Raw genomic sequence first — 24773 nt, 5'->3', positions numbered from 1 at the left:
GTCCCAACACTGAGACATTGAGCCGGCTCGCGCGTTAACGCGCCACCGTGCTGGGCGCGCGTCAGCCGCGCTTGCGGTACGGGCGTACGGCGGGCGCGGCTCAAATGCAAACAACGGAAACAGTCCAGGCCCCGTGCGCGACGGGTGGTGACGCTGTCCGCAACCGAAATTCCGGACAGCTAGGTTTGAAACACCATGATGGATTCCCCGTTCAGAACTTTTATGTATGGGCCCGCATACAGTGGGCGCGCTCATGTATGTCTGTGCACGACGCGAGCGCGGCCACCGGCCTGGCCTTTATTGTCAGCATAATGATATATCCGGGCCGCGCCGGCTTCCCCCGAACGCGGTAGGGATTGGGCGCCGTAAGAATTTGTAAAAAAGATGGCACGCCCATGCACCGGACGACAGCCATTATGCACGGCGGCGTGGCATCGCGCTCGCTGGCGGTGCACGCACAACCAAACCCACGATAAAAAAATCAGGGAATTCACTGAACTGAAGCCGAAGTAGAAAACGCTAATATCTCCTATCGGAACCTCTCATCATGATTAGGCGCTTAGCCTGATTGACACGCCGGGAAAATTCGGCAGAATGATTCCCACTTGTGCAGCGCCCATGCGGTGTGTCTTTTGGTGTTGTCGTTCCGTGACGTTTTCGGTTGTCACGACAGCGACATATCGAAGTCATATGGAATGCGCTGGCGGGGAACATAAAAAGGATCCGCTGGGTGCGTTGCACACGGTGTATAACGAGCGTTTTCGCTCATTTTGAAATTCAAGGTTGAGATAGATATGGAAACCGGTACCGTTAAGTGGTTCAACGACGCCAAGGGCTTCGGCTTCATCACGCCGGATGAAGGCGGCAACGATCTGTTCGCGCACTTCTCCGCAATCGAAGGCAATGGCTTCAAGTCGTTGAAGGAAGGCCAGAAGGTACGCTACGTCAAGGCCATGGGCCAGAAGGGCGAGCAAGCCACCAAGATTCAGGCCCTCTGATACCGGTGGATGCCGGGCCGGTCCAGCGGACCGGCCGGAAGGAAAGCCCCGCAGCTTCGGCGCGGGGCTTTTTTATTGGCGCGCCGGCACCGGGGCCGCCGCTGCGGCAATCTTGCGACGGGTGAAATTGCTATAATCGGCCGACCCACAACCGCCCTCCCGCCAGTGGGCGCGCACGGATGCTGCGCGATCAGTGCGGGACGGTATGCAGCGTGTCGAGGAGTTACGTGGCCGGTACTCAAATCGCAACGCAAGACACCCCTGTCGCCGCCGACCACGGCAGCCAGGCGGGCCCGGCGGCCTCGGCCGGCAGTTCCTTCCATGCCGCGCTGCGCATCCTGCCGCCAGCGCAGCGCCAGGCCATGTTCGAGATCTATGCGTTCTGCCGCGCGGTCGACGACATCGCCGACGGCAACGCACCGCACGCCGAGCGCCTTGCCGCACTCGATGCCTGGCGCCACGACATCGCCGCCTGCTACACCGGCAATCCGCCTCGCGCCCTGCAGCCGCTGAGCGCGCAGATCCGCGCCTTCCACCTGCAGCAGCAGGATTTCCTTGCCGTGATCGACGGCATGACCATGGACGTGGTGCAGGACATCCGCGCCCCCGACGCGGCCACCCTCGACCTGTATTGCGATCGCGTCGCCAGCGCTGTCGGCCGGCTGGCGGTGCGCGTGTTCGGCCTGGAAGAAGCGTGCGGCATCGCGCTCGCGCACCACTTGGGCCGCGCGCTGCAGCTGACCAATATCCTGCGCGATATCGACGAAGACGCCGCCATCGGCCGGCTCTACCTGCCGGCAGAAGCGCTGGCCGCGGCCGGCATCGGCGCGGACACGCCCCAGGCCGTGGTGGCCCACCCCGCCGTCGGCCAGGCCTGCGCGGCCGTGGCGCGCGAGGCCCAGGCGCACTACGACCAGGCCTACGCCATCATGGCGCGCTGCCCGTCGCGGCAGGTGCGCTCGCCGCGCATCATGGCCGAGGTCTACCACTGCATCCTGGCGCGGCTGCGCACGCAGGGCTGGCGCGCGCCGCGCCAGCGCGTGCGCCTGCCGCGCGCCCAATTGCTCTGGATCGTGCTGCGCCACGCCATTGGCTGAGCGCTGCACCCGATGCATGCCGGGCGCGGCCGCGCCGTGCGCCGGCACAAGGAGTCTGCATGTCGATGAACGAGACCGCCTTTGCCACGGCAGTGCCACGGATCGCGCCGGCCAGCGCGGGGGACAGCCCCGCGCCGCGCAACGCCGCGCAGGCACTTGACCACGGCATCGGCCGCGCGATCGACGCGCTGCTGCATCAGCAGCGCCCCGACGGCCACTGGGTCTGCGAACTGGAAGCCGACGCCACCATTCCCGCCGAATACGTGCTGATGGTGCACTACCTCGGCGAAGCCCCGGACCTGGAGCTTGAAGCCCGCCTGGCCCGCTACCTGCGCCGCATCCAGAATCCCGATGGCGGCTGGCCGCTGTTCCATGAAGGCCGCTCCGACGTCAGCGCCAGCGTAAAGGCCTATTTCGCGCTGAAGATGGCCGGCGACGACCCCCAGGCCGCGCACATGCAGCGCGCGCGCCGGGCCGTCCACGCGCTGGGCGGCGCCGAGGCCAGCAATGTATTCACGCGCACGCTGCTGGCCCTGTACGGCGTGATGCCATGGTCGGCGGTGCCGATGATGCCGGTCGAGATCATGCTGCTGCCGCAGTGGTTTCCGTTCCACCTGTCCAAGGTCTCGTACTGGGCGCGCACGGTGATCGTGCCGCTGCTGGTGCTGAACAGCCTGCGCCCGCAGGCGCGCAACCCGCGCGGGGTCGGCATCAATGAGCTGTTCGTCGGCAACTGCCATACGGTGGGGCTGCCGCCGCGCGCGGCGCACCAGCACGCCGGCTGGTACACGGTGTTCCGCGGCCTGGACGCGCTGCTGCGCGTGACCGAGCCGCTCTTCCCGCGCACGCTGCGCCGGCGCGCCATTGCCGCGGCGCAGGCCTTCGTGCATGAGCGGCTCAACGGCGAGGACGGCCTGGGCGCCATCTTCCCGGCAATGGCCAACAGCGTGATGATGTTCGACGTGCTGGGCGTGCCGCCCGACGACCCGGCGCGCGCGCTGGCGCGGCAATCCGTCGAGCGGCTGCTGGTCGAGCACGGCGACGAAGCCTATTGCCAGCCGTGCCTGTCGCCGGTGTGGGATACAGCGCTGGCCGCGCACGCGTTGCTGGAAACCGGCGAGGCGCGCGCGACGGCCGCGGCCGGGCGCGGCCTGGACTGGCTCAGGCCGCTGCAGGTGCTGGACGTGCGCGGCGACTGGGCCGTGCGCCGCCCGCTGGTGCGCCCCGGCGGCTGGGCCTTCCAGTACGCCAATGCCTATTACCCGGACGTGGACGACACCGCCGTGGTGGCCGCCGCGATGAACCGCTACATGCGCGCCCACGATATGCCGGGCCGCTATGACGAAGCCGTGGCGCGCGCCGCCGAGTGGATCGTCGGCATGCAGGGCGGCGATGGCGGCTGGGGCGCGTTCGAGCCCGAGAACACGCATCTCTACCTGAACAACATCCCCTTTGCCGACCATGGCGCGCTGCTGGACCCGCCCACCGCGGACGTGTCCGCGCGCTGCCTGTCGATGCTGTGCCAGATCGGCGCCACGCCGGGCAAGAGCGAACCCGCCGCGCGCGCGCTGCGCTACCTGCTGGCCGAGCAGATGCCCGACGGCAGCTGGTTCGGCCGCTGGGGCACCAACTATGTCTATGGCACCTGGAGCGCGCTGTGCGCGCTGAACGCGGCGGGCCTGGCACCGGAAGCCCCCGAGATGCGCCGCGCCGTGGCGTGGCTCGAGCAGATCCAGAACGCCGACGGCGGCTGGGGCGAGGACGGCAGCAGCTACCGGCTCGACTACCGCGGCTACGAGCCCGCGCCCAGCGTGGCCTCGCAGACCGCGTGGGCGCTGCTGGCGCTGATGGCAGCCGGCGCCGCGCAGCACGCCGCGGTGGCGCGCGGCATCGACTACCTGCTGCGCACGCAGCAATCCGGCGGCCTGTGGCATGAGCCACGCTTCACCGCGGTGGGCTTTCCGCGCGTGTTCTACCTGCGCTATCACGGCTATGCGCGCTACTTCCCGCTGTGGGCGCTGGCGCGCTACCGCAACCTGCAGCGCGGCGGCGCGCAGGTGTCGTGGGGGCTGTGACGGCACCTTTCGTGCTGGTCGTCACCGGCATGGCGTTCGAGGCGCGCATCGCCGCCGGCCCGCATTGCCGCGTGGTGCACGGCCTGCGCGGACTTGCACTGGAACAAGGCGTTTCCGCGATGGCAAGCCGGCACTGCATGGGTATCCTCAGCTTTGGCGTGGCGGGCGGGCTGGATCCCGCGCTGGCGCCGGGCGCCCTCGTGCTGGCGGACTCGGTGTGCGCGGCCGTCGAACGCTACGACACCGACATGACCTGGACCCGGGCGATGCACGCGGCGCTGCCGCATGCCAGGGTCGGGATACTTGCCGGCGCGGACCAGCCGGTGCTTTCGGTCGCCGCCAAGCAGATGCTGCACCGGGCCACGGGGGCGCTCTGCGTCGACATGGAATCGCACCTCGCCGCGCGCATGGCGGCGGCTTGCCGGCTGCCGTTCGCGGCCTGCCGCGTGGTGATCGACCCGGCCAGCCGCGCGGTCCCAGCTGCCGCGGCGGCGGGCATGGGTGAAGATGGCAAGACCGATGTGGGCGCGGTGCTGGGCGGGCTCTTGCGGGCGCCGTGGGAACTGCCGGCGCTGATGCGGCTGGCGGGCGATGCCGCGGCCGCGCGCGGCGCGCTGCGGGCGGCCCGGCTGGCGCTGGGGGACGAATACGGCTTGCGCGATGTGCGGACGCAGCAAGCTGACACCTGAACTGGCCGATGAAATGCTCCCTCTCCCGCAGGCGGGAGAAGGGAGCAAACAAGCAGGCCGCTAAACTCCAACGGCAACCGGTAGCCTGCCCCTCACCCAAACTTCCTCACCGCATCCAGCGCCAGCCCGCTGCCGATGCTGCCGAACCGGTCCCCTTCCACGCAACGCGCTTGCGGCAACAGCGCCGCCAGCCGCTGCCGCAGCAGCGGCACGCTGCTGGAGCCGCCGGTGAAAAAGATGGTATCGACCGCGGCGCCATCCACGCCGGCATCCACCAGCAGCTTCTGCACGGTCTGCTCGGTCTTCACCACCAGCTTGTCGATCGACGCATCGAACTCGTCGCGCGTGATGGTCAGCGTCAGCCCCTGCTCCAGCCGGTGCAGGTCCACGTCGGTGCTGCCGGCGTCGGACAAGGCGATCTTGGCGGCTTCCACCTGGATCGCCAGCCAGTGCCCGGCGCGCTCGCGGATCAGCCGCACCAGGCGGTCGAGCTTCACCGTATCGGCCGCGTCGCGGTAGTTGTCCATCACCAGCGACCACGCCTTGCGCGTATAGACCAGGTTGATGGTGTGCCAGCTGGCCAGGTCGAAATACTGGCTGGACGGCATCGCCTTGCCGTTGCGCAGCGCGCTGCCCAGGCCCAGCAGCGGCATTGCGCGCGCCAGGCTGAGCGCGCGGTCGAAGTCGGTGCCGCCGATATGCACGCCGCCATTGGCCAGGATGTCGTCGCGCCGGTCGCTGCGCGCGGCGCGCTCGGGCGACAGGCGCACCAGCGAGAAGTCGGAGGTGCCGCCGCCGATGTCGGCCACCAGCACCAGTTCCTCACCCGTGATCCGGGCCTCGTAGTCGAAGGCCGCGGCGATCGGCTCGTACTGGAACGCGATCTCGCCGAAACCCGCGTCGCGCGCGATCTCGGCCAGGGTGTCTTCGGCGAGCTGGTCGGCGGCCGGGTTCTCGTCGATGAAGAATACCGGGCGGCCCAGCACGGCGCGCGAAAACTCCGTGCCGGCGGCCTGCTCGGCACGCGTCTTCAGCTCGCGGATGAAGTGCGCCAGCAGCTTGCGGAACGGCATCGCCTGGCCCATCACCTCGGTGCTGTCGTCCATCATCGAGGTGCCCAGCAGGCTCTTGAGCGAACGCATCAGCCGGCCTTCATAGCCGGCCAGGTAATCGCCCAGCGCGGCGCGGCCATAGCTGACCAGCGGATCCTCCGCGTGGAAGAAGATCACCGAGGGCAGCGTCACCTTGCCGTCCTCCAGCGGCAGCAGCGCCGCCGGCCGCGCCGGATGGCTCCAGCCGACCGTTGAGTTGGACGTGCCGAAGTCCAGGCCGCATGCGTTTGACATCATTGATTCCGTTTCCTGCAAGACACCACTAAAAAGGCCCGCGCGCCAGCAGGCCGCGCGGACGGGGCGCCATTGTATGGCAGGTGCCGGCCAGGCGCCCGGCTTGACACGCCCAAACGCGGCTCCTATCCTCCGCATGTTCTCTGTTAAAGATCATCATTCTGTTGTACAGAACATGAAAAAGCCCCTGCGCCATATCCGCGTGCTCGACCTGACCAATGTGCTGGCCGGGCCGTTCTGCTGCCACCAGCTTGCCCACCTGGGCGCCGAAGTCATCAAGGTGGAAACCCCCGGCACCGGCGACCTGGCCCGGCAGCTGGGCGCCGATGCCGAGCTGAACCAGCGCCTGATGGGCGTGTCGTTCCTGGCCCAGAACCCAGGCAAGCAGTCGGTCACCCTCAACCTGAAGCACGCGCGCGGCAAGGAGGTGTTCCGCAAGCTGGTGCAAAGCGCCGACGTGCTGGTGGAGAACTTCCGCCCCGGCGTGATGGACCGGCTCGGGCTGGGCTACGAGACCCTGAAGCAGGACAACCCGCGCCTGATCTACTGCGCGATCTCGGGCTTTGGCCAGGACGGGCCGCTGGCGGGGCTGCCGGCCTATGACCAGATCATCCAGGGCATGGCCGGCGTGATGAGCATTACCGGCGATGCGCAGAGCGCACCGTTGCGGGTCGGCTATCCGGTCTCGGACACCATCGGCGGGCTGACCGCGGCGCTGGCGGTGGCGGCGGCGCTGGCGGACCACCAGCGCACCGAAGGCTATTTCATCGACGTATCGATGCTGGAAGCGACGCTGGCCACCATGGGCTGGGTGGTGTCCAACCACCTGATCGCCGGCAAGGTGCCGGCGCCGATGGGCAACGAGAACATGACCGCCAGCCCTTCGGGCACTTTCCGCACCGCGGACGGGCTGCTCAATATCGCCGCCAACAAGCAGGAACAGTTTGAAGCCGTGTGCCGCGTGCTGGGCCGCCCCGAGCTGGCCGCCGACCCGCGCTTCGCGCAGCGCCAGGCGCGCCTGGCCAACCGGGGCGAACTGACACAGGCGCTGGAAGCGGAACTGGCGAAGAAGCCGGCCACCGAATGGTGGCCGCTGCTGACCGACGCCGGCGTGCCCGCCGGCCCGGTGCTGGACGTGCCGCAGTCGCTGGCGCATCCGCAGGTGCGCGAGCGCGGCATGATCGGCGAGTTTGCCGATGCGCCCGGCGTGGGCCGCGATATCCGCGTGGTGCGCACCGGCTTCAAGCTCAACCGCGAGGCCCCGGCCGTGGACACGCCGCCGCCGGAGCTGGGCCAGCATACGCGGCAGGTGCTGGCCAGCCTGGGCTACAGCGATACGGACATCGACCAACTGAGCGAGGAGCGCGCGATATGAGCGGCATCGAAACCAGCGGCCAGCCCCGGGATGACGCCATGGACCCGGGCCAGCGCCTGTCGCAGGACTGGTGGCGCACCGGCATCATCGACATGCGCCCGGGCGAGATCCGCTACCGCGGCTACCCGATCGAACAACTGATCGGCCGGGTCTCGTTTGCGCAGATGATCTGGCTGATGCTGCGCGGCGAGCTGCCCGGCCCCGGCCAGGGCGAGCTGCTGGACGCGGCGCTGATGGCCGCGGTCGACCACGGCCCGCAGGCGCCCAGCATTGCCATCGCGCGCATGGCGGCCACCTGCGGCGTGGGGCTGAACAACGCCATGGCTTCCGCCGTCAACGTGCTGGGCGACGTGCATGGCGGCGCCGGCGAACAGGCGGTGGCGCTGTACCAGGACGTGGCGCAGCGGCTGGATGCGGGCGGCGCCATGGACGACGCCGTCACCGCCGCGCTGCGGCACTACCGCGACCTGCACGGCAAGTTCATTGCCGGCTTTGGCCACCGTTTCCACCCGGTCGACCCGCGTGCGCCGCGGCTGCTGGCGCTGGTCGACCAGGCCGCGGCCGACGGCGTGGTCAGCGGGTGCTACGCGGGGATCGCGCGCGCGGTCGAGGCGGCGCTGGGTGCCGGCCGCGGCAAGCCCATCCCGATGAATATCGATGGCGCCACCGCGGTGATCTATGCCGAGCTGGGCTTTGCCGCACCGCTGGCGCGGGGGCTGTTCTGCCTGTCGCGCTCGGTCGGCATCCTGGCGCATGCCTGGGAGCAGACCTGCGAGGGCGGGCGCAACAAGGGCCCGATGCCGCGCCAGTTCCTGTGGACCTATGACGGTGCGCCGCAGCGCGACGTGCCGGAGCCTGGCCGGCAGGCATAACCGGTTCAGCCGGCCAGGTCGGGCTCTGGCTCCAGCAGCGGCGCCGGCGATGCACTCGCGGCCGCCGGCGCCGCCATGGACGAGGCCAGCACGTAGCGGTCGCGCCCATGTTCCTTGGCGTGGTAGAGGGCGCGGTCGGCATCGGCAAACAGCAGGCGCCACAGCGCTTCCTTGCTGCCCGGGCCGCCGCGCAGCTGCGCCACGCCAATGCTGACGCTGGCATGGCCGCGCCCGGCGGGCAGTTCAATCGCGCGCACCTTGCGCAGGATGCGGTTGGCCAGCGCCGAGGCCTGCTGCTCGTCGGTATGCGGGCACAGGATGCAGAACTCTTCGCCACCGTAGCGCCCGGCCACGTCCGAGGCGCGGCGCGAGTTGTCCAGCGCATGCGCGACTTCGCGCAGCACGGCGTCGCCGGCGTGATGGCCGAAGGTATCGTTGACCTGCTTGAAATAATCGATGTCGATCACCAGGCAGGACAGCGCCTGCCCGTCGCGCTGCCAGCGCGCCACCAGCGACAGTGCCGACATCTCCAGCGCCCCGCGGTTGAGCAGCCCGGTCAGGGCATCCACGCGCGCGCCGCTTTCGTTGTGCGCGACGATCTGCTCCATCGCCATCACGGTGAAGCCGAACAGGCCCAGCAGCGTGGCCATCAGCGGCGCCAGCAGCCAGGCCGAGCCGGCCGGGCCGGCAAAGAACAGCGTCAGCGGCGCGGCGCCCGCACCGCCCGCCACGGGCAGGTTCATGGCATGGCTGAAGCCGGCCAGCTGCGTGGCCAGATGCACCAGGCTGGCCACCAGCACCAGCGGCGCGCCGATGCTGCGGCGCCCGCGCCCGGCACGCGCCAGCGTGGCAAAGGTGGCCAGCGAGACCAGCGCCAGCAGGCCGTAGACGATGCGCAGCACCACCTGCTGCCCGTCGGGCATGCCGCTGGTGGCCGCGATCAGGCCAAGCCCGATCACACCCGCGGCGGCCAGCGCCGCGGGATGGGCCGGCACGCCGTAATAGACCCGCACGCCGCGGTAGATCAGCAGCCAGCCAGCCACGAACGCCAACGCTCCCAGCGTGCCCAGCTGGCCGGTGCCGCTGGCCGCGCTGATGGCCAGCGCCAGGCCCGCGGCCGACACCAGCACGTGCCCGAACGCCCACAGCCGCCCCGCCTCGCTCGCGCGCAGCGCGAACACCAGCCCCGCCGCAATAATCAGCGTGCTGCAAAAAAACACCATCATCACCACCGCAATGGTCTGCTGGTCCAGGTGCACGGGGATTTCCTCAAGGATGCCGTCTGCCGCGCCGTCATATCGAGCGGCGGGCATCGGGCCACAGGGGCGCGGCGCAGGCATCTCTCGCACTTGTTTTCACAAAATGTGACGTGCGTTGTTTTCAATGCCAGCCGCATGATAGCCCGCGCATGCAGGCGCGTGGCACCCCCGACAAGCCGGGTCGGGCCGGCGGCACACGCAAGCCCGGCGGCTCAGCCCGGGGCGGCGTTGTCCGCAATGCTGTCCGGAAAGGTGCCGCCCAGCGCCTGGGTCAGCGCGCGCGCCGCATGCAGCACATCGACGCGGAAGCCTTCACGGTAGCGCGAGGCCGGGCAGGTCAGCGTCAGCGCGCCGCACAGCACATCGCCGGGACCGAACACCGGCGCCGATACCCCGGCAAGATCGGGGCTGCGGTCGCCCACCAGTGCCGCCACGCCCTCGTGCCGGATGCGCTCGTAGAGCGTGCCGGACTCGCCGGCAAAGGCGCGCAGCACGCGCGCGCCGGCGCCCCGGTCGCGCGGCAGCAGTTCGCCGGCGCGGACATGGTCGCGCACCGGCTGCGGCGAATCGACGCGGTACAGGCACAGCCGGTGCTCGCCCTGCTCGACATGGAAGGCCGCGCTTTCACGCGTGATGCGCACCAGCTCGCGCAGCGCCGGCATCACCACCGCCTCCAATGAGAACGACGCGGCGTAGACGGCATTGAGCCGCGCCACCTCGGGGCCCAGGCCATAGCGCCCGTCGGACTGGCGCCGCACCAGCCCGGCGTGCTCAAGCGACGCCAGCAAGCGCAGCAGCGTGCTCTTGTACAGGCCGCTGCGCTGCGCCAGCTCGGCCAGCCCCAGCGCGGTATCGCCGAGACGGAACACCGACAGCACGAACAGCGCCCGGTCCACGGCGATGGCGCCGCCCGCGGCGGCGTGCTTGTCGGCTTCTGAAACCTGTGCGGCTTTGCGTGGCATGGCTGACGGCGGCGATCCTGGTTGGACCGGATGACGGAACGATGCGCCAACGTATAGAACGCACCCCGGCTTGTCAATCCGCCCTGCCGCGTGTCAATGGCCCGGCACACGTCCGGCGAGGTCGCGCAACAGATGCCGCATGCATTCGCGTATCCGGCCGGCGCGCTGGCGTTTTTCTGCAACACCGTGGCCGGCACCTGCCGCCGCCCGGGGCGCCGCCAAAGCGCCTTCGCCGCCCCCTCGGCTACCGCATGCGCCACATTGCTTGCGCGTACTCGCCACTCCCCGGTTTGCAAGCGGAATTAGAGGGAAAGTTACCTGCTTTTGATTCAGCAGCCGCTGCACGGGGTGGATAAAATCATGTGTTGCTGACCTTCGCGCAATCCCTGCGCTGCTTTCCGTACCCTCGCTGCAATGTCTCACCGCCGTGCTTTTCCCGACCCTGGTATGACCGTTCCCGCTCTCTCGCTTGGCGCCATCCTGGATGACCTGCGTAGTGCCCCGCGCCCGCTGACTTCCGCGGAGTACACATACCTGGCCCAGCTGCGGCAGCGTATCGTCACCGGCGACGCAGACCTCTGGACCACGCTCGAGACCGCGGGCGTGCCATGCAGGGAACGCCGCCTGTCGCCCGAGGTGGTGCAGGCACTGACCGCGATCGGCCATTTGCCGATGCACTGAGCCCGGCGCGCGCCACCCCACATTGCAGAAATTTCCCCGGATCATTTCGAAAAACCGCACCCTCCAGCCTGCCTGCGTCCCGCTACGATCGATTTCCTTTCGATTCGCCGGGCACCGTGCTTTCAGTCAACTGCCAAGCATGCCCCGGCCACGGCCCAGCCATGGCTTACCCATCCAGCAACCGGCGCGTCAGCTTCCTGTCGTTGCGCGCCTATGTCGCAGTGATGCAGCACCGTGATGCCGTCCGCGCCGCGCAAGCGCTGCGCATCCATCCGCAAAGGCTGCACTACCACATCCGCGGCCTCGAGGCCGCGCTCGGCAAGCCGCTGTTCAGGACTTGCAGCCCGGACTGGCTGCCGACATCCACGGGCGTGACCGCACTGCCCAAGGTCGTCGCCATGCTGGCCATCTGGGATCAGATCGAGGCCGGCATCCGTGCCAGCCGGCGTGCCGCGGCGGCCCGGGAACCCGAGCCCGGCGCCATTGCACGCCACGGCGCCGCATTCTGGGTGCGGCAGGCGACGATATAGCGTCAGGCCAGCCGTTCGCAGCAATAGGCCTCGGTGCGATAAGGGAAGGCAACCTCGGCACGGCCCGCCAGCGCGGGATGTCCGTCGATGACCGCCTCCAGCCGTGCGCGCACGCGGGCCTGCTCCGCCGCCGGCAGCGCGGCAATGAAGCTCACCGACATCACCCGGTCCACGATCACCTGCTGCGGCGCCCCCACATGCGTGTAGGGCAGGCGCTGCAGCGCCAGCGGCCCGAAGCCCCCGGCGGGAAAGACCCGCTTCCATTCGCCCTTGTAGAAGCGCGGCGCGTCGCCTTCGTACGGCGTCATGATGGCCGTCAGCTGCGCCACCCAGTCCACGCTTTCATCGCGCACGTTCCATACCAGCCCGAGCCGGCCGCCAGGGCGCAGCACGCGGCCGATTTCCGCCATCGCGCCCGCATTGGCAAACCAGTGGAAGGCCTGCGCGCAGACCACGGCATCGACGCTGGCATCGGCCAGCGGAATGGCCTCGGCACTGCCTTCCAGCGCCTGCACCGACGGCAGCGCCACGGCCAGCTGAGCGCGCATCTGCGCCACCGGTTCGACCGCGATCACCGTCGCCCCGGTCTCCCCCAGCCGGCGCGTGAACTTGCCGGTGCCAGCGCCCAGGTCCAGCACGGTGCGGCCTGCGCGCAGGCCCAGCGTGCCGCGCAGCCAGGCGTCGATTTCAGCGGGATATTCGGGGCGTCCGCGCGCGTAAGTATCGGCCTGGCTGGCGAATCCCTGTGCGGCGGCCTGATGGATGGCGATCATGGGCGGGCTCCGGTTGCGTACCGGAGGCGTAGCCTACGCCCCATGCCGGCACAGGGCAAGCGGGCGGCTACTGCTGCATGCCCCAGCGGCGCACCGTCAGCCGTTCCAGCGTGGTGAACACCAGTCCCTCCACCAGCAGCCCGATCAGGATCACCGCGGCCAGCCCTGCAAAAACGCGGTCGGTGTAGAGCTCGTTGCGGTTCTGGAAGATAAACCAGCCCAGCCCGCCCTGCCCCGACGACGCGCCGAACACCAGCTCGGCCGCGATCAGCGTGCGCCAGGCAAAGGCCCAGCCGATCTTCAGGCCCGACAGGATCGCCGGCAGCGCCGCCGGCACCAGCACCAGCGCGACATAGCGCAGCCCGCGCAGGCCGTAGTTGCGGCCCGCCATGCGCAGCGTCGGCGGCACCGCCCGGAAGCCCGCGTACATGTTCAGCGCCAGCGGCCACAGCACCGAATGGACCAGCACGAAGACCAGGCTTTTGGTGCCCAGCCCGAACCACAGCAGCGCCAGCGGCAATAGCGCGATCGCCGGCAGCGGATTGAACATGGCGGTGAGCGTGTCCAGCACATCGCGCCCGAAGCGCGTGGACACCGCCAGCGAGGTCAGCACGAACGCCAGCACGATCCCGGCGGCATAGCCGCGCAGCAGCACCGACAGCGAAATCGCCGCCTTGCCCGGCAGCTCGCCGCTGGCCACCGCGTCGCCGAAGGCGCGCATCGTGGCCAGGCATGACGGCAGCAGCAGGTCGTTGTCCTGCACGCGCGCCACCAGCTCCCAGATCAGCCCCAGCGCCAGCAGGATCACCGCCTTGCGCAGCCAGCCGTGTTGCCACAGGCGCTGGTGCCACGGCAGCGCGCGCGCAAGCGGGGCTTCGGTGAAGGGTTCAGGCTCGCGTTCGTATTCGGGCCGATGCGTGTCGGCCAGTGTCAGTGTCGGTTGCGTCATGATGCGATGTCCCGGTTCAGCGGCCCGCCGCGCTGCGCGCACGCGGCGCGGCCTCGGCGGCGGGCTCGTCGAACAGCAAGGTATGGATGCGTTGCGCGGCGGCCTGGAATTCGGCGCCGCCCTGGCTGGCCAGGCTGAACTGGTGGCTGTTGAGCTCCGCGCGCACTCGGCCCGGGTGCGGCGACAGCAGCAGGATGCGGCTGCCCACCACCAGCGCCTCTTCGATCGAATGGGTGACGAACAGCAGCGTGAAGGCCGCGTCGTCCCAGAGCGCCAGCAGCTCTTCCTGCATGCGCCGGCGCGTGAGCGCATCCAGCGCGGCAAAGGGCTCGTCCATCAGCAGCACCTTGGGGCGCATCGCCAGTGCGCGCGCGATTGCCACGCGCTGCTTCATGCCGCCCGACAGCGTATGCGGGTAGGCATCGGCAAAATCGGCCAGCCCCACCTTGTGCAGGCTGTCCAGCGCCAGCTCGCGCGCCTCTGCGCGCGACAGCTTGCGCGCTTGCCGCAGCGGGAACATCACGTTCTGCACCACCGTTTTCCACGGCGGCAGCTGGTCGAACTCCTGGAACACCACGATGCGGTCCGGCCCGGGCTGCAGCACACGCCGGCCTTCGAGCCGGATCTCGCCCTCGCTGGGCGGAACGAACCCGGCAACCGCCTTCAGCAACGTGGACTTGCCGCAGCCGGACGGGCCCAGCAGCACGAAGCGGTCGCCGGCATGCACGTCGAAGCTGACGCGATGGGTGGCGCGCACGATGCGCTCGGGCATGCGGTACTCCAGCGACACGCCGTCGACCTGCAGCAACGGCGTGGCGCGCTCCGACACCACGCGCAGGTTATGGGTGGCCATGCTCAGCTCCCCTGCGCGGTGACCGGGTCCTGGAAGAAGTAGTCCTGCCAGGACTTGGGCTGGTTGCGGATCGCGCCCACGCGGTGCATGAAAGCGGCCAGCGCAAAGGTGTTCTGCGGCGCCACGCGGAACTGCACCTGCGGATTCTTCAGCACGCGCAGCAGCAGCGCGCGGTCGGTCTTGGCCTTGCTCTGGCGCAGGTAGATATCGGCGGCCGCTTCCGGATTGGCGGTGGCAAAGGCCGCGGCCTCGGCCAGCGCATCGACGAAGGCGCGATAGGTCTTGGGGTTGTCGCTGCGGAACTTCTCGGTCGCGTACAGCACCGTGGAAGAACTCGGACCGCCCAGCACGTCATAGGAATTCAGCACGATGCGCGCGTTGGGGTTGCCCGCCAGTTCCTGCTCCTGGAACGGCGGATTGCCGAAGTGGCCGGTGATCTCGGTGCCGCCGGAAATGATCGCCGCGGCCGCATCCGGGTGCGGCACCGCCACAGTCCACTTGTCGAGGCGGTTGTATTCCTTGTCGCCCCATTGCCTGGCCGCAGCCAGTTGCAGCACGCGCGACTGCACCGACACGCCCACCGCCGGCAGCGCGATGCGGTCCTTCTCGGTGAAGTCGGCAATCGACTTCACCTTGGGGTTGTTGCTGACCAGGTAGTACGGGAAGTTACCCAGCGATACCACGCCGCGCACGTTCTGCTTGCCGTGGGTGCGGTCCCACAGCGTCAGCAGCGGGCCCACGCCGGCGCCGGCGATATCGATGGCACCGGACAGCAGCGCGTCATTGACCGCGGCGCCGCCCGACAGTTGCGTCCATTCGACCTTGATGTCGACACCCTGCTGCTTGCCGTGCTTTTCGATCAGCTGCTGGTCGCGCGCCACGTTGAGCAGCAGGTAGACCACGCCGAACTGCTCGGCGATGCGCAGCTTGCCTTCGGCGTGCGCGGTGCCGGTGATGGCGAGGCCGGCGCTCAGCGCCAGCAGGCCGAGCTTGCGGGAAAAACGAGTGAACATGATCAGGACTCCGGGGAATACGGTGGATTGGCGCTCGCCGCTGCGAGCGCCCTGGGATGACTTGCGATACCGCTGCCGCCTTCAGCGCGGCACGTCGCCTTCGATGGTGGTGCGGTACATCACGCGCCGCAGTTCCGGCGGACAGCCCGCGGCAAGATGCAGCAGCGAGCGGTTGTCCCAGAACACCAGGTCATGTGGCTGCCACTGGTGGCGGTAGATGTGGGCGGGCTTGACGCTGTGCGCGAACAACTGGTCCAGCAGGTCGCGGCTTTCCTGCTCGGGCAGGCCGACGATGCGGGTGGTGAAGTGCTCGCTGACAAAGAGCGCCTTGCGCCCCGTTTCCGGATGGGTGCGCACCACCGGCTGCAGCACCGGCCTGACCTGCGCGACCTGCTCCGGCGTCAGGTTGGGCCGCCACGGGCTGCGCTGCTGCAGCTCGGCATAGCGCGCCAGGTAAGTGTGCTCGGCCTGCAGGCCATCGACGGCGCGTTGCAGCGCCGCCGGCAGCGTGTCCCAGGTCAGGTGCATGTTGGCGAACAGCGTGTCGCCGCCTTCGGCGGGCAGCTCGCGCGCATGCAGCAGCGAACCGAGGCTGGGCTTTTCCTTGTACGACAGGTCCGAATGCCAGAAGTGGCCGGCATCGCCCAGCCCGATCGGCTTGCCGTTCTCGACCACGTTGGACACCACCAGCACTTCCGCATGGCCCGGCAGCTGGAACTGGTGCAGCACGTGGATCTGCAACGGGCCGAAGCGGCGGCTGAAATCGATCTGCTGCGCCGGCGTGATCTGCTGGTCGCGGAACACCACCACGTGGTAGTCGAGGTGGGCGCGATGGATGCGGGCAAAATCCGCGTCGGACAGTGGCTGCGACAAGTCGAGCCCGATCACTTCCGCGCCCAGCGGCGCGTCCAGCAGACGGATCTCGAAGTTGCCCGCGCCTGCGGACAATGCGGTGGAAAGCGGTGCGCTCTGCTGGCGCGAAACACTGGCGTGGGCGGTTGCGGTCGTCATGGCAAGCTCTGGCACGGGGGAAGCCGATGCGGCATCCGGGATGCCGCGTACAAGCTTGCACTGTAGAGAGCCGGCCACTGCACGGTCAACGAATCAAATCGCTGGCCCTTATCCGCTTATCGCATATCCATGTCTCGACATTGGCGGGCCATCAGGGCTTGCCGGGGCAACCGCTGCGGCACGGCACGTTGGCGGTATCCGGGCGCGCGTCGGCGACAAAGCCATCGCGGTTCGGCATCTTCACCTGCGGCAGCGTGCGCGCGTCCAGCACCGCATCTGCGGGCAGGATGCCGTTCTTGTGCAGCAGCCACGCAGTGACGGCATAGACCTCGTCCGGTGCCAGGCTCTGCGGCGCGTTGTAGGGCATGGCACGGTTGATGAAGTCGAATACCGTGGTCGCGTAGGGCCAGAAGCTGCCGATGGTCTTGACCGGGTCCTTGCCCCTGGCGGCGTCCTTCAGCGTGCCCTGCCCGCCCACCAGCGCATCGGCCGGCTTGCCTTCGCCATTGACGCCGTGACATGCGGCACAGTGCTGCGCATAGACCTGCTGGCCACGCGCGACCGTGCCGCTGCCCGGCGGCAGGCCCGTGCCGTCCGGGGTCACGTCGATATTCCACGCGGCAAGGTCGCGCTCGCTGGCGGGGCGGCCTATGCCATAGGTCTGCGCAACGGCCGTTTGCGCGGTGCAGGCCAGCGCGAGCACCGCGACGGTACCGCTGAATCGTTCAAGCGCGCGCATTGGCAATACTCCCGTCCGCGGCCACGCGCCAGCGCTGGATCGCGTTGTAGTGATAGGTGGAAGCCACGCCGCGCGCGGCCACGAGCTGGTCCGGCGTAGGCTGGACGTTGCCGGCTTCGTCGATGGCGCGGCTCTCCAGCGAAGCTGGCCCGCCATCCCAGCGCCACGGCAGGCGAAAACGCACCAGCGCGCGGTCCAGCACCGGCTCCTGCAGCTGCGCCTCGCGCCAGCTGCGGCCGCCGTCGACCGACACCTCGACGCGGCGGATGCGCCCATGGCCCGACCACGCCAGGCCCGAGATCTCATAGAACCCGCGCTCACGCAGTTTGTGGTCCGGCGCGGGGAAGGTGATCACGGACTTCACGTCCATCAGGAAGGTGAACTGCCGCGCGCTGCCGTCGGGCAAGGAGTCCGTGTACTTCGACGTCTCTTCGCGCGACATGAACGGCGCGCGCCCCAGCTTCAGGCGCCGCAGCCACTTGATGGACATGTTGCCCTCATAGCCCGGCAGGAACAGCCGCAGCGGATAGCCATGCTCGGGCCGCAGCATCTCGCCGTTCTGCGCATAGACCAGCAATGCGTCTTCCAGCGCCTTGGCCAGCGGCACGCTGCGCGTCATGGCTGCACCATCGGCGCCCTCGGCCAGCACCCACGCAGCTTCCGGCGCCACGCCGATTTCGTCCAGCACCACGGACAACGGCACGCCGGTCCACTCACAGCAAGACAGCAGGCCGTGGCTGATCTGAACCGATTTCGCACCGGGCGCCTTCCACTCGCGCCCGGTGTTGCCCGAGCACTCCAGGAAATGGATGCGCGATACCGACGGCAGGCGCACCAGGTCGTCCATGGTGAAGATGCGCGGGCGCGCCACCAGCCCGTGCACCGCCAGCCGGTGCTGCGCCGGGTCGATCAGCGGGATGCCGGCGTGATGGCGCTCGAACACCAGCCCGGTCGGCGTGATGATGCCGCGCAGGTCCTGCAGCGGCGTCATCGACGAGTTGGCGCCGGGCAGCGGCGCCGCGCTGCGGCTGCGCCGCACCACGTCTTTCTCGAACGGGGACGGCTGGCCGTAGGCATGCCACAGCACGGGCTCGCCCGGCGTGCGTGTCCACGGCGCAACCGTCAGCGGCTCAGCGCGCGCCGCGGTGGCGGCGCCAGCCGCGGCGGCGCCCAGCACCGCCCCGCGCTGCAGGAAGCGCCGGCGGCCGGAAGTCAGGTCATTGCTCATCGTGAGGGCGTGGTCAGTCTGGTAGCGATCAAAATGCGCAGACTGTAGGACAGCACCGGCACTCGGCCAACGAAGAAGATTGCATGCCGATATGCCAACGCCGCGCCGCGCGCCATATGCGCGGGGCCGATAACCAAAGCCGGAATCATTCGTTCAGGTTCGCGCGCAGCGCCGCTTATCGTGGAGCCGTCCTCCACTTCAAGAAGGTCTGCACGATGACGACCCCGCGCCCCGATGCCACCGCAGCACCCACGCTGACCCGCCGCGAGCTGCTGCGCTGCGCGGCCTGGTCCGGGCTGGGCATGGCCGCGTCGCTGTCGCCGCTGTCCGCGTTCAGCGCCAGCCCGGCAGCGCGGCCCGACGTGATCCGCGTCGGCGTGGCCCAGCCCGCCACCGGCACCCCGCCCAGCTTTGCCGGCAGTTCGCTGGCGATTGCCCATGCGCGCGGCTGGCTCGAGGAATCGTTCAAGCCGACCGGCACGCGCGTGGAGTGGTTCTTCTTCAAGGGCGCCGGCCCCGCCGTCAACGAGGCGCTGGCCAACCGCCAGCTCGACTTCGCACTGCAGGGCGACCTGCCGTCCATCGTGGCGCGCTCCGCGGGCCTGAAGACGCGGCTGGTGCTGGCCACCGGCGTGCGCGCCAACATCTATGTGGGGGTGCCACCCGATTCGCCGCTGAAGACGGTCAGCGACCTGCGCGGCAAGCGCGTGTCGCTGTTCAAGGGCACCAACATGCATCTGCCGGCGCTGCGCCTGCTGGAAGCGAACGGGCTGTCGGACAAGGACCTGCGCCTGCTCAACCTGGACACGGCCGGCTACCTGGCGGCGCTGTCCACGCGCGACATCGACGCCGCCATCGGCGCCATGGACATCCTGCGCCTGCGCGACAAGGGCGCGGTGCGCATCCTGTACTCCAGCAAGAACCAGTCGCCGACCTACACACGGCAAAGCCATGTACTGGTGAGCGACGATTTCGCCGGGCGCTATCCGGAAGCCACGCAGCACCTGGTGAAGGCCGCGGTCGAGGCGGCGCGGTGGGCCTCGGACGAGAGCCATCGCGAGGAGGTGCTGCGCACCTGGGCGCGTGCTGGCACGCCTTATGACCACTGGAAGGAGGACTTCGACGGCGAGCCGCTGCGGGTGCGGCTGAACCCGAATTTCGATCCCTTCCTGGTCAGCCGCTACAAGGATGCGGTCGAGCAGGCCTATCGCTTCAAACTGAGCCGTGCGCGCTTTGACGTGGACCAGTGGATCGACCAGCGCTTCCTGAAGGCTGCACTCAACGACCTGAGCCTGCAGAGCTACTGGCCCGTCTACCAACCCAACGGCAAGATCCTGGGAGCCTGACACCATGTCCGTCGCCGAATCGCTTTCACTGCCCGCCGCAGCAGCAGCACCGCGCGCGCCTTCCCCGCGCAGGCCACTGCGCTGGCGGGATGCCACACGCTGGCTGCTGGCCTGGCCGGTGCCGCTGGCGCTGCTGCTGGTGTGGTACGTGGCCACCCGCAATGCCTGGATTCCGCCGCAGGTGCTGCCCGCACCCGAAGATGTCGCACGCACGCTGGCCGACCTCTGGCAAAGCGGTGAACTGCAGGCCAACCTGGCTATCAGCGCGCTGCGCGTGGCCGGTGGCTTTGCCTTGGGGCTGGCCGGCGGCCTGGCGCTGGGCGCGGCCATGGGCCTGTCGCCGACGTTGCGCGACTACGTCTACCCGACCTTCAAGGCGTTCAGCCAGGTGCCGGTGCTGGGCTGGCTGCCGCTGCTGATGCTGCTGGTCGGCATCGACGAAGCGCTCAAGGTGATCCTGATCGCCAAGGCCGCCTTCGTGCCGGTGGCGCTGAACACGTACAAGGGCATCGGCAGCGTGCCGACCCGCTACCTGGAAGTGGCGCGGGTGCTGCAGCTCACGCGCTGGCAGACGCTGTCGCGCGTGGTGCTGCCCGCCGCGGCCGCGCCGGTGTGGAACGGCGTGCGCTACGGCCTGACGCACGCGTGGCTGGCGCTGGTGGTGGTGGAGCTGCTGGCCTCGTCCGAGGGGCTGGGCTACATGATCGTCTACGGGCGCCAGCTGTTCCAGCTCGACATGGTGCTCGCCGCCGTGGTGGTGGTGGGCGTGGTGGGCTTTGCGCTGGACAAGACGCTGGCGCTGGCCGAAGGCGCGGTGCTGCGCTGGCGCAAGCCGGGCTTCTGAGGCGAGGCCGCGATGACCACTTCCGCTATCCGCCCCCGTATTCGCCTGGCCCGCGCCTTGCGCGGCTGGGTGCTGCCGCTCGCGCTGCTCGCGCTGTGGTGGGCCGCCGTGCGCTTTGGCTGGACCACTTCGCCGCTGCTGGTGCCGGTATCCGGCGTCTGGGACACCGCGGTGCGCCAGGTGCAGAGCGGCGCGCTGGCCACGGCATTGGCCGCCAGCCTGTGGCGCGACCTGGCCGGCTTTGCCATCGGCGCCAGCGCCGGGCTGGTGTTCGGCACGGCGCTGGGCCTGTCGCGCCTGTTCGAACGCATGGTCGGTCCGAGCTTTCACACGGTCAAGCAGATCTCGCTGTTTGCATGGATCCCGCTGATCTCGGTCTGGTTCGGGCTGGGCGATGCCGCCAAGGTGGTGTTCCTGTCGCTGGCCGCATTCTTCCCGGTGGTGCTGAACACCTTCGAAGGCATCCGCGCCGTGCCGGCGGACCTGCTCGAGGTTGCGCGCGTCCTGCGATTCAACCGCACCCAGGTGCTGTGGCGCGTGGTGCTACCGTCGGCGGCGCCGTCGATCTTCGCCGGCATCCACCTGGGACTGATCTATGCGTGGCTGGCCACGCTCGGCGCCGAGTACCTGCTGGTATCCGGCAAGGGCATCGGCAACACCATGACCGACGGCCGCGAGAACTTCTGGATGGACCTGGTGATCTTCGGCGTGATCGTGGTCGGCCTGGTCGGCTTCACGCTGAACTGGATTGCCAGCCGCATCGAGTCCCGCCTGCTCGCCTGGCGCGGGCGCTCGGTGGCAGCGGGCTGAGCCACGCTGCACCTTATTGAACGGAGACCGCAAATGCCACATGCCGGCACGCTAAGCATCGCGCACCTGCACAAGCAGTACGAAGTCGAGGGCCGGGCGCTGCCCGTGCTCGAGGACATCACCCTGACCATCGCCCCGGGCGAGTTCGTCAGCATCGTCGGCGCCAGCGGCTGCGGCAAGTCCACCCTGCTGCGGCTGGTGGTGGGCCTGGAAGAGGACTACCGCGGCGAGATCCTGCTGGACGGCAAGCGCGTATCGGGCACCAGCCTGCAGCGCGGCATCGTGTTCCAGGAGCATCGCCTGTTCCCGTGGCTGACGGTGGAACAGAACATCCGGCTGGCGCTGCTCAACACGCCGGGCAGCGACGCGGAGAAAGGCCGCAACGTGGCCGAGCATATCGCGCTGGTTGGCCTGCGCGGCTTCGAGCAGGCCTATCCGCACCAGCTCTCCGGCGGCATGTCGCAGCGCGTGGCAATTGCGCGGGCACTGGTGACGCGCCCCGAGATCCTGCTGCTCGACGAGCCCTTCGGCGCGCTCGACGCGATGACGCGGGCCTACCTGCAGCAGGAACTGCAGCGCATCTGGCAGGCCGAGGGCATCACCATGATCCTGGTCACCCACGACGTCGAGGAAGCCGTCTTCCTGGGCGACCGCGTGGTGGTGATGGAACCCCGGCCCGGCCGCATCCGCCGCATCCTGCCGGTGGACCTGCCGCATCCGCGCGAACGCGCCGGACCTCCCTTCGCGCGGGCGCGCGATGCCGTGCTGCGCGAATTCGCCGGGCAGGAGCCTGTCGTGCAGCGGACCCCCGAACCTGAACTCGCCTGACCCAACCCTCATACATCCCCGGAGCTTCGCGATGACCCAAGCCAACGCCACGCAAGACCAGACCGTCCAGCTCGACATCCACCCGGTTGCCGGCCGCATCGGCGCCGAGATCCGCGGCGTCGCGCTGCACGGCGACCTGCCGCCCGCCACCTTCGCCGCCATCCGCGCAGCCTTGCTCAGGCACAAGGTGCTGTTCTTCCGCGACCAGGTCCATCTTGACGATGCCGCGCAGCAGGGCTTTGCGCGCCTGTTCGGCGACACCGTGCCGCACCCGACCGTGCCCTCTCGCGACGGCACGCAATTGCTGGAGCTCGACTCACAGCACGGCGGCCGCGCCAATTCCTGGCATACCGACGTGACCTTCGACCTGGCCTACCCCGCGGTCTCGGTGCTGCGCGCCGTGACCGTTCCCGCCGCCGGCGGCGACACGGTGTGGGCCAACACCGCCGCCGCGTACCAGGACCTGCCCGAGCCGCTGCGTGAACTGGCCGACAAGCTGTGGGCGCTGCACACCAACGACTACGACTACGCGGCCACGCGCGTCAATCCGAGCGACGAAGGGCTGAAGCGCTACCGCGAGCTATTTACCTCGGCGCTCTACGAGACCGAGCACCCGGTGGTGCGCGTGCACCCGGAAACCGGTGAACGCACGCTGGTGCTGGGCCACTTCGTCAAGAAGCTGCTGGACTGCTCGTCGGCCGATTCGGCGCACCTGATTGCCGTGCTGCAGGGCCATGTGCACCGGCTGGAGAACACCGTGCGCTGGCGCTGGCGCGCGGGCGACGTCGCCATCTGGGACAACCGCGCTACCCAGCACTACGCCATCAACGACTATGGCGACGCGCACCGGGTGGTGCGCCGGGCCACCGTGGCCGGCGACATTCCGGTCGGCGTGGATGGCCGCCGCAGCAAGGCGGTGAAGGCGGGCGTGCGCAGCGAAGGCGCGGCGCCGGCCAACCAGTCCGCCGCTGCCGCGCAACGGCAAGCGGCCTGATCCGGCCAGTTGCTTCCGGGGAGCACGATCGATGTCACAGCAAAAGCCGCCGCGCCACCTGCATCTGGGCGCCTTTCTCCAGGCCACCGGGCACCATGTCGCCGGGTGGCGCCATCCGGGAGCGCAGGCCGATGCCGGGCGCAACCTGGCGCACTACATCGCGCTGGCGCAGCGCGCCGAGGCCGCGGGGTTCGATGCGCTGTTCCTGGCGGACGGCGTTGCCATCCGCGGCATGGACGATGCCACCCTGCCGCGCACCGCGCGCGCCGCCACCTTCGAGCCGCTGACGCTGCTGTCGGCACTGGCGGCAGTGACGCAGCGCATCGGCCTGGTGGCGACCGTCTCCACCACCTACAACGAGCCCTTTCATGTGGCGCGCAAGTTCGCCTCGCTCGACCACCTCAGCGGCGGCCGCGCGGGCTGGAACGTGGTGACGTCGTGGTCGGATGCCGAAGCGCGCAACTTCAGCCTCGAACGTCATCCCGCGCACGCGGATCGCTACGCCCGCGCCGAAGAGTTTGTCGACGTGGTCACCGGGCTGTGGGACACCTGGGAGGACAATGCCTTCCTGTACGACAAGGACAGCGGCCGGCATTTCGATGCGGACAAGCTGCACACGCTCGACTATCGCGGCGCGCACTTCCAGGTGCGCGGACCGCTCAACGTCGCGCGCCCGCCGCAGGGCCATCCGGTGATCGTGCAGGCTGGCTCGTCGGAGGCCGGGCAGGAACTGGCGGCCCGCACCGCCGAGGTCATCTTCACCGCGCAGCAGTCGCAGGCCGATGCGCAGGCCTTCTATCGTGGCCTGAAAGCGCGGCTCGCGCGCTATGGCCGCACGTCCGATCAACTCAAGATCCTGCCTGGCGTGTTCCCGGTGGTGGGCCGCAGCGAGGCCGAGGCGCAGGAGAAATTCGAAGCGCTGCAGAGCCTGATCCATCCGTCGGTGGGGCTGGCCCTGCTGTCGCAGCACCTGGGCGGGATCGACCTGAGCGGCTATCCGCTGGACGGCCCGCTGCCCGACAACCTGGCCGAACCGAACGGCGCCAAGAGCCGCTTCCAGCTGGTTACCGGCCTGGCCCGGCGCGAGGGTCTCACCATCCGCCAGCTGTGCCTGCGCGTGGCCACCGCGCGCGGCCACTGGTCGATCCACGGCACGCCGCAGTCCATCGCCGACCAGCTGCAGGCGTGGTTCGAGGGCGAGGCCGCCGATGGCTTCAACGTGATGCCGCCCTGGCTGCCGGGCGGGCTCGATGATTTCATCGAACTGGTGCTGCCGGAACTGCGCCGGCGCGGGCTCTTTCGCGAGCACTATACGGGCACCACGCTGCGCGAGCACCTGGGGCTGCGCCGGCCCGAGAACCTGCGCTGGCGGCAGGTCGAAGCGCCGCTCGCGGTCGGGGCATGACCGCTGCGCTGCGGCACCGCGCATATCCAAATGCAATAAGTTTCCTTGCCTCGCGCGAGCGCCGTCGGCAACCATAGCGGCCACGCCGCAGGGGCG

24 protein-coding genes are annotated in these 24773 nt (G+C 69.2%); 14 read left to right on the top strand and 10 right to left on the bottom strand.

What is annotated here, in order from left to right; translation table 11 throughout:
* Window positions 1–794: 794 nt before the first annotated feature.
* The 4 genes from AC3WVS_RS09760 to AC3WVS_RS09745 all read left to right on the top strand — a co-directional run bounded on the left by AC3WVS_RS09760 (window position 795) and on the right by AC3WVS_RS09745 (window position 4859).
* Window positions 795–998: a cold-shock protein gene (locus AC3WVS_RS09760; protein ID WP_010810931.1), complete on the top strand. Its 204-nt coding sequence runs from the start codon at window positions 795–797 to the stop codon at window positions 996–998.
* Window positions 999–1225: 227 nt separating this feature from the next.
* The gene (gene hpnD, locus AC3WVS_RS09755) at window positions 1226–2095 is read left to right on the top strand and encodes a presqualene diphosphate synthase HpnD (RefSeq protein WP_492318443.1); all 870 of its coding nucleotides are present in this window, start codon (window positions 1226–1228) and stop codon (window positions 2093–2095) included.
* A 59-nt stretch (window positions 2096–2154) separates the two neighbouring features.
* Entirely contained in the window at window positions 2155–4170 is a 2016-nt protein-coding gene (gene shc, locus AC3WVS_RS09750) for a squalene--hopene cyclase (protein ID WP_492318442.1), read from the top strand.
* Window positions 4167–4859 (top strand): phosphorylase, encoded by a 693-nt coding sequence (locus AC3WVS_RS09745; RefSeq protein ID WP_492318441.1) that lies wholly within the window; start codon window positions 4167–4169, stop codon window positions 4857–4859. Before shc ends, AC3WVS_RS09745 begins: the two co-directional genes overlap by 4 nt.
* Window positions 4860–4951: 92 nt before the next feature.
* Here the strand turns inward: AC3WVS_RS09745 and AC3WVS_RS09740 are convergent, their stop codons facing one another.
* The gene (locus AC3WVS_RS09740) at window positions 4952–6208 is read right to left on the bottom strand and encodes an Hsp70 family protein (RefSeq protein ID WP_492318440.1); all 1257 of its coding nucleotides are present in this window, start codon (window positions 6206–6208) and stop codon (window positions 4952–4954) included.
* 172 nt (window positions 6209–6380) lie between these two features.
* Here AC3WVS_RS09740 and AC3WVS_RS09735 point away from each other — a divergent pair, with 172 nt between their 5' ends.
* Both AC3WVS_RS09735 and AC3WVS_RS09730 read left to right on the top strand, forming a co-directional pair.
* Complete coding sequence (locus AC3WVS_RS09735) at window positions 6381–7580, top strand: CaiB/BaiF CoA transferase family protein (RefSeq protein ID WP_492318439.1); 1200 nt, start codon at window positions 6381–6383, stop codon at window positions 7578–7580.
* Window positions 7577–8452 carry a citryl-CoA lyase gene (locus AC3WVS_RS09730; protein WP_492318438.1) on the top strand — a complete coding sequence of 292 codons (876 nt, stop codon included), beginning with the start codon at window positions 7577–7579 and terminating at the stop codon, window positions 8450–8452. Before AC3WVS_RS09735 ends, AC3WVS_RS09730 begins: the two co-directional genes overlap by 4 nt.
* 5 nt (window positions 8453–8457) lie before the next feature.
* Here the strand turns inward: AC3WVS_RS09730 and AC3WVS_RS09725 are convergent, their stop codons facing one another.
* Together AC3WVS_RS09725 and AC3WVS_RS09720 are read right to left on the bottom strand one after the other, a co-directional pair.
* Complete coding sequence (locus AC3WVS_RS09725; protein WP_454751066.1) at window positions 8458–9711, bottom strand: GGDEF domain-containing protein; 1254 nt, start codon at window positions 9709–9711, stop codon at window positions 8458–8460.
* Between the two features lie 212 nt (window positions 9712–9923).
* The gene (locus tag AC3WVS_RS09720) at window positions 9924–10673 is read right to left on the bottom strand and encodes an IclR family transcriptional regulator (protein ID WP_492318437.1); all 750 of its coding nucleotides are present in this window, start codon (window positions 10671–10673) and stop codon (window positions 9924–9926) included.
* Between the two features lie 447 nt (window positions 10674–11120).
* Between AC3WVS_RS09720 and AC3WVS_RS09715 the strand changes: the two genes are divergently transcribed.
* Together AC3WVS_RS09715 and AC3WVS_RS09710 are read left to right on the top strand one after the other, a co-directional pair.
* Window positions 11121–11354 (top strand): IclR family transcriptional regulator, encoded by a 234-nt coding sequence (locus AC3WVS_RS09715; RefSeq protein WP_492318436.1) that lies wholly within the window; start codon window positions 11121–11123, stop codon window positions 11352–11354.
* 161 nt (window positions 11355–11515) lie between these two features.
* A complete protein-coding gene (locus tag AC3WVS_RS09710; protein ID WP_492318435.1) occupies window positions 11516–11884 on the top strand; it encodes a helix-turn-helix domain-containing protein in 369 nt (122 codons plus the stop codon).
* A 2-nt stretch (window positions 11885–11886) separates the two neighbouring features.
* On the opposite strand, the gene AC3WVS_RS09705 is transcribed toward AC3WVS_RS09710, so the two are convergent.
* From AC3WVS_RS09705 to soxC, 7 genes are all read right to left on the bottom strand, one after another.
* Entirely contained in the window at window positions 11887–12657 is a 771-nt protein-coding gene (locus tag AC3WVS_RS09705) for a class I SAM-dependent methyltransferase (RefSeq protein WP_492318434.1), read from the bottom strand.
* A gap of 67 nt (window positions 12658–12724) precedes the next feature.
* Window positions 12725–13606, bottom strand: a complete 882-nt coding sequence (locus AC3WVS_RS09700; protein WP_492318433.1) for an ABC transporter permease — start codon at window positions 13604–13606, stop codon at window positions 12725–12727.
* A gap of 16 nt (window positions 13607–13622) precedes the next feature.
* Window positions 13623–14459, bottom strand: coding sequence for an ABC transporter ATP-binding protein (locus AC3WVS_RS09695; RefSeq protein WP_492318432.1), 837 nt, complete (start codon window positions 14457–14459; stop codon window positions 13623–13625).
* Between the two features lie 2 nt (window positions 14460–14461).
* Window positions 14462–15472, bottom strand: coding sequence for an ABC transporter substrate-binding protein (locus AC3WVS_RS09690; RefSeq protein ID WP_492318431.1), 1011 nt, complete (start codon window positions 15470–15472; stop codon window positions 14462–14464).
* 81 nt (window positions 15473–15553) lie between these two features.
* Window positions 15554–16483, bottom strand: coding sequence for a TauD/TfdA dioxygenase family protein (locus tag AC3WVS_RS09685; RefSeq protein ID WP_492318430.1), 930 nt, complete (start codon window positions 16481–16483; stop codon window positions 15554–15556).
* 151 nt (window positions 16484–16634) lie between these two features.
* Window positions 16635–17222, bottom strand: a complete 588-nt coding sequence (locus AC3WVS_RS09680) for a c-type cytochrome (protein ID WP_492318429.1) — start codon at window positions 17220–17222, stop codon at window positions 16635–16637.
* A complete protein-coding gene (gene soxC, locus AC3WVS_RS09675; protein WP_492318428.1) occupies window positions 17209–18450 on the bottom strand; it encodes a sulfite dehydrogenase in 1242 nt (413 codons plus the stop codon). The genes AC3WVS_RS09680 and soxC overlap by 14 nt, the downstream gene beginning before the upstream one ends.
* Window positions 18451–18665: 215 nt before the next feature.
* On the opposite strand from soxC, the gene AC3WVS_RS09670 reads away from it, so the two are divergent.
* The 6 genes from AC3WVS_RS09670 to AC3WVS_RS09645 are packed head-to-tail and all read left to right on the top strand — an operon-like array spanning window position 18666 to window position 24677.
* Window positions 18666–19796, top strand: a complete 1131-nt coding sequence (locus AC3WVS_RS09670; protein ID WP_492318427.1) for an ABC transporter substrate-binding protein — start codon at window positions 18666–18668, stop codon at window positions 19794–19796.
* 4 nt (window positions 19797–19800) lie between these two features.
* Complete coding sequence (locus AC3WVS_RS09665; protein ID WP_492318426.1) at window positions 19801–20640, top strand: ABC transporter permease; 840 nt, start codon at window positions 19801–19803, stop codon at window positions 20638–20640.
* A 12-nt stretch (window positions 20641–20652) separates the two neighbouring features.
* The gene (locus AC3WVS_RS09660) at window positions 20653–21450 is read left to right on the top strand and encodes an ABC transporter permease (RefSeq protein ID WP_492318425.1); all 798 of its coding nucleotides are present in this window, start codon (window positions 20653–20655) and stop codon (window positions 21448–21450) included.
* A gap of 33 nt (window positions 21451–21483) precedes the next feature.
* Window positions 21484–22278, top strand: a complete 795-nt coding sequence (locus tag AC3WVS_RS09655) for an ABC transporter ATP-binding protein (RefSeq protein WP_492318424.1) — start codon at window positions 21484–21486, stop codon at window positions 22276–22278.
* 31 nt (window positions 22279–22309) lie between these two features.
* The gene (locus tag AC3WVS_RS09650) at window positions 22310–23272 is read left to right on the top strand and encodes a TauD/TfdA dioxygenase family protein (protein ID WP_492318423.1); all 963 of its coding nucleotides are present in this window, start codon (window positions 22310–22312) and stop codon (window positions 23270–23272) included.
* 31 nt (window positions 23273–23303) lie between these two features.
* Complete coding sequence (locus AC3WVS_RS09645; RefSeq protein ID WP_492318422.1) at window positions 23304–24677, top strand: LLM class flavin-dependent oxidoreductase; 1374 nt, start codon at window positions 23304–23306, stop codon at window positions 24675–24677.
* Window positions 24678–24773 lie beyond the last annotated feature (96 nt).

Source organism: Cupriavidus sp. CPT47-8839-RL05A, from assembly GCF_058792255.1.
Note: the sequence above shows the minus strand (reverse complement) of the source record. Positions and strands in the feature narration are given on the sequence as shown.

Coding starts and splice junctions, on each gene's coding strand:
- AC3WVS_RS09685 (WP_492318430.1), bottom strand. CDS start 16,483: ATGACGACCGCAACCGCCCACGCCAGTGTTTCGCGCCAGCAGAGCGCA.
- AC3WVS_RS09720 (WP_492318437.1), bottom strand. CDS start 10,673: ATGCCACGCAAAGCCGCACAGGTTTCAGAAGCCGACAAGCACGCCGCC.
- AC3WVS_RS09715 (WP_492318436.1), top strand. CDS start 11,121: ATGACCGTTCCCGCTCTCTCGCTTGGCGCCATCCTGGATGACCTGCGT.
- AC3WVS_RS09705 (WP_492318434.1), bottom strand. CDS start 12,657: ATGATCGCCATCCATCAGGCCGCCGCACAGGGATTCGCCAGCCAGGCC.
- AC3WVS_RS09710 (WP_492318435.1), top strand. CDS start 11,516: ATGGCTTACCCATCCAGCAACCGGCGCGTCAGCTTCCTGTCGTTGCGC.
- AC3WVS_RS09655 (WP_492318424.1), top strand. CDS start 21,484: ATGCCACATGCCGGCACGCTAAGCATCGCGCACCTGCACAAGCAGTAC.
- AC3WVS_RS09740 (WP_492318440.1), bottom strand. CDS start 6,208: ATGATGTCAAACGCATGCGGCCTGGACTTCGGCACGTCCAACTCAACG.
- soxC (WP_492318428.1), bottom strand. CDS start 18,450: ATGAGCAATGACCTGACTTCCGGCCGCCGGCGCTTCCTGCAGCGCGGG.
- AC3WVS_RS09735 (WP_492318439.1), top strand. CDS start 6,381: ATGAAAAAGCCCCTGCGCCATATCCGCGTGCTCGACCTGACCAATGTG.
- AC3WVS_RS09650 (WP_492318423.1), top strand. CDS start 22,310: ATGACCCAAGCCAACGCCACGCAAGACCAGACCGTCCAGCTCGACATC.
- AC3WVS_RS09695 (WP_492318432.1), bottom strand. CDS start 14,459: ATGGCCACCCATAACCTGCGCGTGGTGTCGGAGCGCGCCACGCCGTTG.
- AC3WVS_RS09665 (WP_492318426.1), top strand. CDS start 19,801: ATGTCCGTCGCCGAATCGCTTTCACTGCCCGCCGCAGCAGCAGCACCG.
- AC3WVS_RS09700 (WP_492318433.1), bottom strand. CDS start 13,606: ATGACGCAACCGACACTGACACTGGCCGACACGCATCGGCCCGAATAC.
- AC3WVS_RS09690 (WP_492318431.1), bottom strand. CDS start 15,472: ATGTTCACTCGTTTTTCCCGCAAGCTCGGCCTGCTGGCGCTGAGCGCC.
- AC3WVS_RS09670 (WP_492318427.1), top strand. CDS start 18,666: ATGACGACCCCGCGCCCCGATGCCACCGCAGCACCCACGCTGACCCGC.
- AC3WVS_RS09760 (WP_010810931.1), top strand. CDS start 795: ATGGAAACCGGTACCGTTAAGTGGTTCAACGACGCCAAGGGCTTCGGC.
- shc (WP_492318442.1), top strand. CDS start 2,155: ATGTCGATGAACGAGACCGCCTTTGCCACGGCAGTGCCACGGATCGCG.
- AC3WVS_RS09660 (WP_492318425.1), top strand. CDS start 20,653: ATGACCACTTCCGCTATCCGCCCCCGTATTCGCCTGGCCCGCGCCTTG.
- AC3WVS_RS09680 (WP_492318429.1), bottom strand. CDS start 17,222: ATGCGCGCGCTTGAACGATTCAGCGGTACCGTCGCGGTGCTCGCGCTG.
- AC3WVS_RS09645 (WP_492318422.1), top strand. CDS start 23,304: ATGTCACAGCAAAAGCCGCCGCGCCACCTGCATCTGGGCGCCTTTCTC.
- AC3WVS_RS09730 (WP_492318438.1), top strand. CDS start 7,577: ATGAGCGGCATCGAAACCAGCGGCCAGCCCCGGGATGACGCCATGGAC.